We start from the raw sequence: 10,237 nt of genomic DNA on the forward strand, positions 1-10,237 counted from the left end.
AGACCGTGACGCAGCGCTGGCCCGACGGTCTGCCTGACAGCGGGAACGCCTTCGTCATCCCGACGATGGCCTGATCCGAAGGCTCACGGGCTGACAGCACCATGGACCGGCATCTTCTGCCCGGCGGTTTCGCGGCGGCGGTTCACCACCGCCTCGAACCGCTCGTGGTAGCGCGGGTGCTCGGTGCCCAGCCAGCGGTCCCACCAGGTGAAGTAGAGCCCGAAGTTGTAGCGGCCTTCGCTGTGGTGGAGGTCGTGGTGGACCGTGGTGGTCAGCCAGCCTGTCCACGGCGAGCGGGTGAAGCCCGGCCAGGCAAGCTCGAAGCCCGCGTGGCCGAAGGCATTGCGCGCGATCTGGTGGCCGAGGAAGATGAACACGGCCCAGGGCTCGGCGGGCGCGGCGAGTGTCAGCGCGGCGACCATCAGCGGCACGATCACCGCCTCGAACGCGGCCTCACCGGTTGCGAAGCTGTAGGCAGCCCAGCTCGTCGGCGTGCGGCTGAGGTGGTGGACCGAGTGGAGCAGGCGGAACATCGTCTTGTGATGCATGCCGCGGTGCATCCAGTAGAAGTAGGCATCGTGCATCACGATGAGCGCTGCGGTCTGCCACAGGATCGTGGTGAGCACCGGCGGACCATCATTGAAAGCAATGGCGCCCACCGCGATCAGCACGACTGTGATCAGATCAACGAAGGCAAACACCGCCATCGACCACATCGATTGGCGCACTTCGCGCAGGCGGTCGGCATTGGTGGCGCGGCGCGTCTGGATGCGGCGGTGGGCAATGCGGCGGGCCAGCAGCCAGCACAGCAGCGCAACGCCGGAGGCGCCCGCGAAGTAGCGGAGGCTTTCGATCCAGATGCCATCGAGCATGCGGTGGACGAGGAAGAGGAACGTGATCGGCATGAGGCTCTCCGGGAAGGGGATGCCCGGCTTGTGTCACGGCGGTGGCGCGGCGGCTCCGCGCCGACCGAAAAAGCTGATCCTTTCCGGAATCGATCAGGGTTTTTCAGGAACGGCAAACGCGGTGCGGCGGAATTCGGTCGGCGTCTGCCCGACCGCCTCGCGGAAGGCGCGGTTGAACGGGGCGAGCGAGCCATAGCCGAGGTCCATCGCGATGGTGAGGACGGGCAGATCGACGCGCGCCGGATCGGCCAGCACGGCCTTCGCCTCGGCAATGCGGTGTCCGTTGAGGAAGGCCGAGAAATTGCGGTGGCCAAGCCGGCGGTTGATCAGCGCGCGCAGGCGGTGCTCGGGCACATCGAGCCTTGCGGAGAGCGCGGTGATCGTGAGGCCGGGTTCCAGCCAGACGCGGTCCTTCATGGCGGCCTCGAGCTTGCGGTGGAGGACGCGTTCGGCGGGGCTCCAGTCATCGGCCGGCGGCAGCACTCCGGGCGCGCGCGGCGGCGCCAGCAGTGCGGGATCGGCCGTCAGCATGGCCGTGCCAATGACCAGGACAGCGGCAGCGATCAGCAGCGACTGCGCGGCGAGCATCCACACCGGTTCGTAGCCGAAGCCGAACCAGGCCTCGCTCGCGAGAACAAACATGGCGAGGCCCGCGACAATCAGCACGAAGGCCAGCCGAAACCGGCGCCGGGCCTCGACGAGATCGTCGTCGCGTTCGGTCAGCGCGATCACGACCGCGTGGATCGCCAGCAACGCGGAGACGGCATGGCCGGCAAGATCGGCGAAGGGAATCAGCGCGGCAGTCCAACTGCGCAGGACGAACACGAACACGCTGGCCACGATCACCACAGCGGCGGCGACCGCGATGCGGCGGTCGGGCGCGCGGTCGAACAGTGCATGCGCGAAAAGCCACAGGAACAGCGCGGCCAGATTGCTGGCGAGCACGACGCCAAGGCGGATGACCGGCGGCAGTTCCGGAAAGGCCGGCCCCGAATTGATGAGGTAGCCGATCACCGAAACCAGCAGCAGCGCGGTGATGCGGCGCAGCGGCAGCGAGGCCCCGCTACGCCAGACGACCAGCGCGATCAGCGCCAGTTGGCCGATGGCGATCAGGCGAAGGCCGGTGTCTATCTGGGCAGTATCGAGGCTTTGCATCTGTTGCCGGTTATGGCTCGCGCTCGCCCCAAGGTCCATCACTTGCCACGCCCCACGCTTCGGCTAGGGCATCGCGCACGTCCTGCATTTCCACCCTCCCTGCAATCCAAGGCCAGAGCATGACCGACCAGTTCGCCCTCACCGACGACCAGCTTGCCATTCAGGAGATGGCGCGGCGCTTTACCGCCGATGCGATCACCCCGTTTGCGGCGCAATGGGACGAGGACCATAGTTTCCCGCTGGAAACGATCCGGGCCGCGGCCGAACTGGGCTTTGCCTCGATCTATGTCAGCGAGGAGAGCGGCGGCATCGGGCTCGGGCGGCTCGACGCGGCGCTCATCATGGAAGCGATGGCCTATGGCTGCCCGACGACGAGCGCATTCATCTCGATCCACAACATGGCTTCGTGGATGATCGACCGGTTCGGCGGGGCCGAGATCAAGTCGCGCTATCTCCCTTCGCTGATCACGATGGAGAAGATCGCCAGCTATTGCCTGACCGAGCCGGGCTCGGGCTCGGACGCGGCGGCGCTGCGCACGACGGCGAAGCTGGAGGGTGATCACTATGTCGTCAACGGCACCAAGCAGTTCATTTCGGGCGGCGGCGTCAGCGATATCTACGTGACGATGGTGCGGACCGGAGAGGCAGGGCCAAAGGGCATTTCGTGTCTGGTGATCGAGAAGGACATGCCCGGCGTCAGCTTCGGCGCGCCCGAGCGCAAACTCGGCTGGAATGCCTCGCCGACCGCGCAGGTGATCCTCGAGAACGTGAAGGTGCCGGTCGAGAACCGCGTCGGCGCGGAAGGCGACGGGTTCCGTTTTGCGATGGCGGGGCTCGATGGCGGGCGGCTCAATATCGGCGCCTGCTCGCTCGGCGGGGCGCAGCGCTGCCTTGATGAAGCGATCCGGTATGCCAAGGAGCGCAGCCAGTTTGGCCAGCCGATCGCCGATTTCCAGAATACCCAGTTCCAGCTCGCCGACATGGCGATCGACCTCGAAGCGGCGCGCGCACTGCTCTATCTCGCGGCGGCGAAGGTGACCGCGAACGCGCCGGACAAGACGCGCTTCTCGGCAATGGCCAAGAAGCTCGCGACCGATACCGGCTCCTCGGTGGTCGACCGCGCGCTGCAGGTCTTCGGCGGCTATGGCTACCTCAAGGACTATCCGATCGAGCGCTTCTGGCGTGACCTGCGCGTCCACCGCATCCTCGAAGGCACCAACGAGGTGATGAAAATGATCGTGGGCCGGGATCTGCTGCGGCAATGATAGCGCGCAGCCTCGCCATGGTGACGATTGTCGTGCCCGATTATGCGGCGGGGCTGGCGTTCTTTGTCGGGACGCTGGGCTTCCGCCTCGTCGAGGACACCGATCTTGGCGCGGGCAAGCGCTGGGTGGTCGTCTCCTGCGGCGAGGGCGCGAAGCTGCTGCTGGCGCGGGCTGCTGATGAAGCGCAGGCGGCGGCAATCGGTCGGCAGGCGGGCGGGCGCGTTGGGTTCTTTCTCCATACCGCCGATATCGCCGCGAGCGAGGCCATGCTGCGCGAACGCGGTGTGATGATTGAAGCGCCAACACGCCGCGAGGCCTATGGCGCGGTGCTCGTTTTCCGCGATCCCTTCGGCAACCGCTGGGATCTGATCGAACCTCGAATGGATAAGGCTGCATGACCGACGATATTCTGGTGCGCGTCGAAGGCGGGATGGGCGTGCTCTCACTCAACCGGCCCAAGGCGATCCACGCGCTCAACCGCGCGATGGTGGATGGCATGACCGAGGCGCTGCTCAAATGGCGGGATGATCCGGCGATTGGCGCGGTGATCATCGACCATTCCGAAGGGCGCGGCTTCTGCGCGGGCGGTGACATTGCGTTCCTGCGCAATTCGGCACTGAATGACGGCGGCGTTTCGGGCCGCAAGTTCTTCTTCGACGAGTACCGCCTGAACCACCTGATCATGACCTATGAAAAGCCCATTGTGGCCTTCATGGATGGGATCACCATGGGCGGCGGCGTCGGCATCGCCGATCCGGCGCGCTACCGCGTCGCGACGGAGAACACCCGGCTTGCCATGCCCGAAACCGGCATCGGGTTGTTCCCGGACGTTGGCGGCGGCTGGTTCCTTTCACGCATGAAAGGCCGCCTTGGCCAATACCTCGCGCTGACCGGCGCAAGGATGGACGGGGCGGAATGCCTATGGGCTGGTTCCGCCACGCACTACCTGCCCTCTGCCGCACTGGCTGAGGTCAAGGCGAAGATCGCGGCCAATCCGGACGATATCCCGGCGATCCTGCACGAAGCGGCGGCGATTCCCCCCGAGCCGAAGATTGCGGCGCAGGCGGATGACATCGCCCGGCTGTTCGCCTCTGACCGCTACGAGGACATTCTTGCCGCGCTGGAGGCCGATGGCAGCGAGTTTGCCGCCGCGACGCTGAAGGCATTGCACACCAAGAGCCCGCAGACCTGCAAGGTCGCGCTGCGTCAGCTCGCCACCAGCCTGACCCTCCCTGATTTCGCCGCGAACATGGCGATGGAATACCGCATCTGCAGCCGCGTCCTGCTGCGCCCGGACTTTGCCGAAGGCGTGCGCGCGGTGATCGTGGACAAGGACAATGCCCCCCAGTGGGACCCGGCGACGCCCGAAGGCGTGACCGACGAATTGCTGGACGCGATCTTCGCGCCCCTGCCTGAAAACGAGGAATGGAGCCCGCTATCATGACTGAATCTGCGACCTATGAAACGATCCTGGTTGAACAGCGCGGCGCCGTCACGCTGATCACACTCAACCGCCCGAAGTCGCTGAACGCGCTCAATTCGCAGGTGCTTGAAGAGCTGATCGTGGCCTTCGGGGCCTATGAAGCAGACCCCACGCAGCGCTGTGCCATCCTCACCGGTTCGGGCGAGAAGGCCTTTGCTGCCGGCGCCGACATCAAGGAAATGGCCGACAAGGCCGCGACTGATTTCTACACCGGCGACTTCTTCTCGCGCTGGACCAGCCATATCGTGAAAGCCACCCGCAAGCCTTGGATCGCGGCGGTTAACGGCTTCGCGCTCGGCGGCGGGTGCGAGCTCGCGATGATGGCGGACTTCATCATCGCTTCGGAAAACGCCAAGTTCGGCCAGCCAGAGATCAAGCTCGGCGTCGCGCCCGGCATGGGAGGCTCGCAACGCCTCACGCGCGCGGTGGGCAAGGCCAAGGCGATGGACATGTGCCTCACCAGCCGGATGATGGATGCGGTGGAAGCCGAGCGGTCTGGCCTTGTCAGCCGCGTGGTGCCGCTCGCCTTGCTGATCGACGAGGCGGTTGCCGCAGCCGAAGCCATCGCCGCGATGCCGCCAGTGGCCGTGATCGCCAACAAGGAAATGGTCAACGCTGCCTTCGAAATGACGCTTGACCAAGGCCTGCTGTTCGAACGCCGCGTGTTCCAGATCCTGACCGCGACCGAGGACAAGGCCGAAGGCATGGCCGCGTTCATCGAAAAGCGCCCCGGCGTGTGGAAGGGGAAGTAGTCTCCCTGCCATGTTCGATATCGCGCTGAGCATTCCGCAATGGCAGGGCTCGGGCCGTCCCGAGCATCTTCCGCGCGGCGCGGCGGCGGCGGCCGAGGTGATCGGTCGGCACGCGCCGTTGCACGCGCTTGCGCCGTTTACCGGCGCCGGCGTCAGCGGCGAGGGCGTCAACGCGTGGAACGCGATCATGGCGCAGTTCGAGGCGGCGCAAGACCTACTGAATCGTCTTGCACCGCGCAGGCTGCTCACGGCCGGAGGAGACTGCGGCGTCGATGTGGTCGCCATCGATCATCTCGCCCGGCAGTACCCTGATCTCTTCGTCGTGTGGTTTGACGCGCATCTTGATGCGAATACGCCGCAGACGTCGCCTAGCGGCAGCTTTCACGGGATGCCGGTCGCCACGTTGTTCGGCGAGGGCCCGGAGCCGATGCGCTCCAGGCTCGGCAGACCGTTCGACCCCGCACGGTTCTTTTATTGCGGTGAGCGTGTTGCAGATCCGGCGGAAGCGGTCTTTCGCGAGGGACGAGGCCTGCAGTCGCTGGATATCGAGCTGCTGCCCAAGGGCGCGCCTGTCCACATCCATTTCGATGCCGACGTTCTTGATCCGCTCGCCTTTCCGCACCTCGCCTTTGCCGAGCCGGACGGAATGGCGATCGAAGAGGCGATCGCGCTGATCACTTGCATTGCCCGGCGCTGCGACGTCGTCGGGTTCACCTTGACCGAATTCGCGCCCGCCGACGAACAGGCGGCGCGAGAGGGAGCGGATATCCTTGCCGCGATTGTCGCTGCGGCCTGCAAAGGAAATAAATCATGAGCAAAATCGCATTCATCGGCCTGGGCAACATGGGCGGCGGCATGGCCGCGAATCTCGTCAAGGCGGGGCATGATGTCCACGCCTTCGATCTTGCCGAAGCAGCGCTGGCGCGCGCCAAGGAAAACGGTTGCACCACCTACACCTCGGTGAAGGAAGCCGTGCAGGGCGCCGACGCCGTTGTATCGATGCTGCCGAACGGCGCGATCGTTAAGGCGGTCTACTCCGCCGATGTGATCGGCCACGCGCCCACTTCGGCACTGCTGCTCGATTGCTCGACCATCGACGTGGCGACCGCGCGCGAAGTGGCGGCGCTTGCCGCAGACGCAGGCTATGCCATGGTCGATGCGCCGGTTTCGGGCGGGATCGCTGCGGCCAATGGCGGCACGCTGACTTTCATGGTCGGCGGCAGCGCCGACGCCTTTGCGCGCGGCGAGCCGATCCTTGCCGCAATGGGCAAGGCCGTGATCCATGCCGGTGACAGCGGCGCGGGCCAGGCGGCCAAGATCTGCAACAACATGCTGCTCGGCGCCTCGATGATCGCGACCTGCGAGACCTTCGCCATGGCCGAGAAGCTGGGCCTCGATCTGCAAACCTTCTTCGACATTTCGTCCAAGGCCTCGGGCCAGTGCTGGTCGATGACGAGCTATTGCCCGGTCCCGGGTGTCGGCCCGACGACGCCGGCGGACAACGGCTATCAGGGCGGCTTTGCCACCGCGCTGATGCTGAAGGACCTGAAGCTCGCGATGGAAGCGGCGAAGAGCGCCGGAGCCGATGTGCCGATGGGTTCGCGGGCGGCGGAACTCTATGCGGCGTTCGATGCGGCCGGGAACGGCGGCATGGACTTCTCGGCGATCATCAAGACGCTTTGATTTGCAGTTTCCGCCTAACCGATAAAGGGCGGGGGAGCGGGCCGGTGCCGCTATCCCCGTGTGCGGATAAAGCTAGCGCACCCGGCTGGCGATGATGCGGCCGATGGGATCACGCGCGAGGCTTGGCGAAACCGCGACGGTGCGTTCTTCCTCGCGCGGCTTGGTCGAAGCCTTGGGCACATCACGGCTGGCCAGCGGGCGACGCGCCGGCGGGCGGCTCGTTTCGGGAACGATGCCCTTGAGGAAATCGGGCCCGATGCGCGAAGTGTAGGTCACCTTGGGCGCGTCGGCTGAAGCCAGCACGGTCAGGCGTTCGCTGGCCGCTGGCTTCTGGTTGTAGATGAAGCCCTCGACCGGCCAGTGCGTGGTGCCGAGGCCGCCCAGCGGAGCGTACCAGACGCGCACTTCGCTCCAATCGTTCGCTGGCGAAACGTCGACCGCGCGGACGTTGTCTTCGAGTCGGCCGCGGCGACCTTCGATAGGTGACCAGTTGGCATGGCGCAGCAGCACCGTGCGCGAATCGATGATCCGGCTGACCGCAGCGACATGGCCTAGCCGCATTGCACCATAAGGACGGAAGGCCATGACCGCGCCGACCTTGGGACGCGTGCCGCGCGCATAGCGTCCCGCCGCCTGATCCCACCAGGTATGGGCATCGCCGAAGAGCCGGATACCCGATATCATCCGCGCATAGGGCACGCACTGGATATAAGGCAGGCCGGACTCTTCGCCTGCCCTATCGCCAGCATCATCACCCGTTGCCAGCGCCGGATCGGGGGCAATCGGGCGCGCTAAGGCCAGCGCGGGACTCGCGGCGAGGAACGCGAGGAGAGCGAGTCTGATCGGAGCCGGGCCCATGCCCCGCTTTTTGCCCCGATGTGGTTAAAGCGGCTCTCGCGAGACTGGTTAATGCCCATTAAGCGCCGTCCCGGCCGTGCGGCCCTGCCACGCTGCGCTTGCGTTCCGGCCGCGTTGGGGCCACGGGAAAGCCATGCTGCCCCAGGTTATCATCATCGGCCGGCCCAATGTCGGCAAATCGACGCTGTTCAATCGGCTGGTCGGCAAGAAGCTCGCGCTCGTCGACGACCAGCCGGGCGTGACGCGCGACCGCCGCTTTGGCGATGCAGATCTGCTCGGCCTCAAGTTTACCATCGTCGATACGGCGGGCTGGGAAGACCTCGATCCCGAGACGCTGCCGGGCCGCATGCGCCAGCAGACCGAGGCCTCATTGGTTGGTGCGGACGTCGCGCTCTTCGTGATCGACGCGCGCGCCGGGATCACTCCGCTCGACGAGGAAATCGCGCGTTATCTGCGCTCCAGCCGCATTCCCATCGTGCTCATGGCCAACAAGGCCGAAGGGCGCGCAGGCGATCCGGGTCTCTACGATGCCTTCGCGCTGGGCTTTGGCGAGCCGGTTGCCTTTTCCGCCGAGCACGGACAGGGCCTCGCTGATTTGTTCGAGGCGCTGCGCCCGCATATCGAAGACGCGGACGACAGCGATGATGACGGCATGTCTCCGCCGGAAGGCGAGGAAGACGAGGAGGAGTTCGATCCCGAATCGGTCCTCAAGCTCGCCATCGTCGGGCGGCCGAACGCGGGCAAATCGACTCTGATCAACAAGCTTCTCGGCGAGAACCGGCTGCTCACGGGGCCTGAGGCCGGGATCACGCGCGATTCCATCGCGATCGACTGGCAGTGGTTCGATCCGACGAGCGACGCCTATCGCCCGGTGCGGCTGATCGACACGGCGGGGATGCGCAAGAAGGCGCAGGTCGTCGAAAAGCTCGAGAAGATGTCGGTCGCCGATGCGCGCCGCGCGATCGACTTTGCCGAAGTCGTGGTGCTGCTGCTCGATGCAACGCGCGGCCTCGAACATCAGGACCTCAAGATCGCCTCGATGGTGCTCGAGGAAGGCCGCGCGTTGATGATCGCGATCAACAAGTGGGACGTGGCTGAAGACCCTTCGGCGCTATTCAACGGGGTGCGTGCGGCACTCGAGGAAGGCCTCGCGCAGGTTCGCGGCGTGCCGCTGCTTGCGGTTTCGGCGCGGACGGGCAAGGGGCTCGATCAGATGCTGAGCGCCGCGTTCGATATCCGCGCTGCGTGGTCAAAGCGCGTGCCGACTTCGGCGCTCAACCGCTGGTTCGACGATGCGCTTGCCGCCAATCCGCCCCCGGCGCCGGGCGGCCGCCGCATCAAGCTGCGCTACATCACGCAGGCGCGCATCCGCCCGCCAAGCTTCGTGATGTTCGGTACCCGGCTCGATCAGCTTCCCGAAAGCTATCGCCGCTATCTGGTCAACGGCATCCGCCGCGAACTGGGCTTTGACGCGGTGCCGATCCGGCTGACCTTGCGCAGCCCGACCAACCCGTTTGCGAAGAAGTAGGACGCGCCATGCCCAATGCTGCCGTGCCAGTAGACCCTGCGATCCTGCCACACAGCGCAGGAGCCGCCATCCTGCGCGGCGCGTCCGGCAAGTGCCCGCGTTGCGGCGGCACGCATCTGTTCGCGGGCGGGCTGAAGCCGGTCGAGCGCTGCCGGATGTGCGGCCAGAACTGGACGCTCCACGCCGCGGACGATTTCCCGCCCTATATCGCGATCCTCCTCACCGGGCACCTGATGGCGCCGGTGATCATCGGCCTCGGCAAGATGGAAGCTCTGCCCGCGTGGGCGATGATGCTCATTGCGCTGGTCATGGCCGGTGCGCTGATCGCCGCGATCCTGCGCCCCGCCAAGGGCGGCGTGATCGCGCTGCAGTGGTGGCTTGGGATGCAGGGCTTTGCCGGGCACTCGGGCAAGGTCGAGGCTGGAGTGGCTTAGGCCTACCAACCTGCCTTCCTTCGTTACCCCGGGGCAAGTCCGGGGTGACCGAGATTTAGAGCGGTTTTCGATCAATCTGGATCATATCCGCATGAACTGAAGTAGTTGGCGCATTCATCTGGCTGGAAGATGTCGACGAGCCTTCCGATAAGGTCCCACAGGCCATTTACGGTG

Annotated in this window: 11 protein-coding genes and 1 pseudogene; 8 read left to right on the forward strand and 4 right to left on the reverse strand. The window is 65.7% G+C overall.

Annotated features, from left to right (window positions below):
* Positions 1-83: 83 nt before the first annotated feature.
* Both Q0082_RS08800 and Q0082_RS08805 read right to left on the reverse strand, forming a co-directional pair.
* Positions 84-905 (reverse strand): sterol desaturase family protein, encoded by an 822-nt coding sequence (locus Q0082_RS08800; RefSeq protein WP_298191621.1) that lies wholly within the window; start codon positions 903-905, stop codon positions 84-86.
* Between the two features lie 93 nt (positions 906-998).
* Positions 999-2,060, reverse strand: a complete 1,062-nt coding sequence (locus Q0082_RS08805; RefSeq protein WP_298191622.1) for a helix-turn-helix domain-containing protein — start codon at positions 2,058-2,060, stop codon at positions 999-1,001.
* A gap of 119 nt (positions 2,061-2,179) precedes the next feature.
* Here Q0082_RS08805 and Q0082_RS08810 point away from each other — a divergent pair, with 119 nt between their 5' ends.
* The 6 genes from Q0082_RS08810 to mmsB are packed head-to-tail and all read left to right on the forward strand — an operon-like array spanning position 2,180 to position 7,243.
* Positions 2,180-3,325 carry an acyl-CoA dehydrogenase family protein gene (locus Q0082_RS08810; RefSeq protein ID WP_298191623.1) on the forward strand — a complete coding sequence of 382 codons (1,146 nt, stop codon included), beginning with the start codon at positions 2,180-2,182 and terminating at the stop codon, positions 3,323-3,325.
* Between the two features lie 17 nt (positions 3,326-3,342).
* Positions 3,343-3,723, forward strand: coding sequence for a VOC family protein (locus tag Q0082_RS08815; RefSeq protein WP_298191624.1), 381 nt, complete (start codon positions 3,343-3,345; stop codon positions 3,721-3,723).
* Positions 3,720-4,769 (forward strand): enoyl-CoA hydratase/isomerase family protein, encoded by a 1,050-nt coding sequence (locus Q0082_RS08820; protein WP_298191625.1) that lies wholly within the window; start codon positions 3,720-3,722, stop codon positions 4,767-4,769. The genes Q0082_RS08815 and Q0082_RS08820 overlap by 4 nt, the downstream gene beginning before the upstream one ends.
* A complete protein-coding gene (locus tag Q0082_RS08825) occupies positions 4,766-5,560 on the forward strand; it encodes an enoyl-CoA hydratase-related protein (RefSeq protein ID WP_298191627.1) in 795 nt (264 codons plus the stop codon). The genes Q0082_RS08820 and Q0082_RS08825 overlap by 4 nt, the downstream gene beginning before the upstream one ends.
* 10 nt (positions 5,561-5,570) lie before the next feature.
* Positions 5,571-6,374, forward strand: coding sequence for an arginase family protein (locus tag Q0082_RS08830; RefSeq protein ID WP_298191629.1), 804 nt, complete (start codon positions 5,571-5,573; stop codon positions 6,372-6,374).
* Positions 6,371-7,243 (forward strand): 3-hydroxyisobutyrate dehydrogenase, encoded by an 873-nt coding sequence (mmsB, locus tag Q0082_RS08835; RefSeq protein ID WP_298191631.1) that lies wholly within the window; start codon positions 6,371-6,373, stop codon positions 7,241-7,243. Before Q0082_RS08830 ends, mmsB begins: the two co-directional genes overlap by 4 nt.
* 72 nt (positions 7,244-7,315) lie before the next feature.
* Here the strand turns inward: mmsB and Q0082_RS08840 are convergent, their stop codons facing one another.
* Positions 7,316-8,101: a CHAP domain-containing protein gene (locus Q0082_RS08840; protein ID WP_298191645.1), complete on the reverse strand. Its 786-nt coding sequence runs from the start codon at positions 8,099-8,101 to the stop codon at positions 7,316-7,318.
* 133 nt (positions 8,102-8,234) lie between these two features.
* Here Q0082_RS08840 and der point away from each other — a divergent pair, with 133 nt between their 5' ends.
* The gene (gene der / locus Q0082_RS08845; protein ID WP_298191647.1) at positions 8,235-9,629 is read left to right on the forward strand and encodes a ribosome biogenesis GTPase Der; all 1,395 of its coding nucleotides are present in this window, start codon (positions 8,235-8,237) and stop codon (positions 9,627-9,629) included.
* 8 nt (positions 9,630-9,637) lie between these two features.
* A complete protein-coding gene (locus tag Q0082_RS08850) occupies positions 9,638-10,063 on the forward strand; it encodes a DUF983 domain-containing protein (RefSeq protein WP_298191648.1) in 426 nt (141 codons plus the stop codon).
* A 71-nt stretch (positions 10,064-10,134) separates the two neighbouring features.
* Here Q0082_RS08850 and Q0082_RS08855 read toward each other — a convergent pair.
* Positions 10,135-10,237, reverse strand: a pseudogene (locus Q0082_RS08855) (IS630 family transposase); the annotation flags it as partial.

Origin of the sequence: Novosphingobium sp. (assembly GCF_027489515.1) — a bacterium.
Taxonomy (GTDB): Bacteria; Pseudomonadota; Alphaproteobacteria; order Sphingomonadales; family Sphingomonadaceae; genus Novosphingobium.

Bases quoted from the DNA above. Each gene is read 5' to 3' on its own strand.
- Q0082_RS08800 (WP_298191621.1), bottom strand. From the start codon at position 905: ATGCCGATCACGTTCCTCTTCCTCGTCCACCGCATGCTCGATGGCATC.
- Q0082_RS08850 (WP_298191648.1), top strand. From the start codon at position 9,638: ATGCCCAATGCTGCCGTGCCAGTAGACCCTGCGATCCTGCCACACAGC.
- Q0082_RS08805 (WP_298191622.1), bottom strand. From the start codon at position 2,060: ATGCAAAGCCTCGATACTGCCCAGATAGACACCGGCCTTCGCCTGATC.
- der (WP_298191647.1), top strand. From the start codon at position 8,235: ATGCTGCCCCAGGTTATCATCATCGGCCGGCCCAATGTCGGCAAATCG.
- Q0082_RS08815 (WP_298191624.1), top strand. From the start codon at position 3,343: ATGGTGACGATTGTCGTGCCCGATTATGCGGCGGGGCTGGCGTTCTTT.
- Q0082_RS08830 (WP_298191629.1), top strand. From the start codon at position 5,571: ATGTTCGATATCGCGCTGAGCATTCCGCAATGGCAGGGCTCGGGCCGT.
- mmsB (WP_298191631.1), top strand. From the start codon at position 6,371: ATGAGCAAAATCGCATTCATCGGCCTGGGCAACATGGGCGGCGGCATG.
- Q0082_RS08810 (WP_298191623.1), top strand. From the start codon at position 2,180: ATGACCGACCAGTTCGCCCTCACCGACGACCAGCTTGCCATTCAGGAG.
- Q0082_RS08825 (WP_298191627.1), top strand. From the start codon at position 4,766: ATGACTGAATCTGCGACCTATGAAACGATCCTGGTTGAACAGCGCGGC.
- Q0082_RS08840 (WP_298191645.1), bottom strand. From the start codon at position 8,101: ATGGGCCCGGCTCCGATCAGACTCGCTCTCCTCGCGTTCCTCGCCGCG.
- Q0082_RS08820 (WP_298191625.1), top strand. From the start codon at position 3,720: ATGACCGACGATATTCTGGTGCGCGTCGAAGGCGGGATGGGCGTGCTC.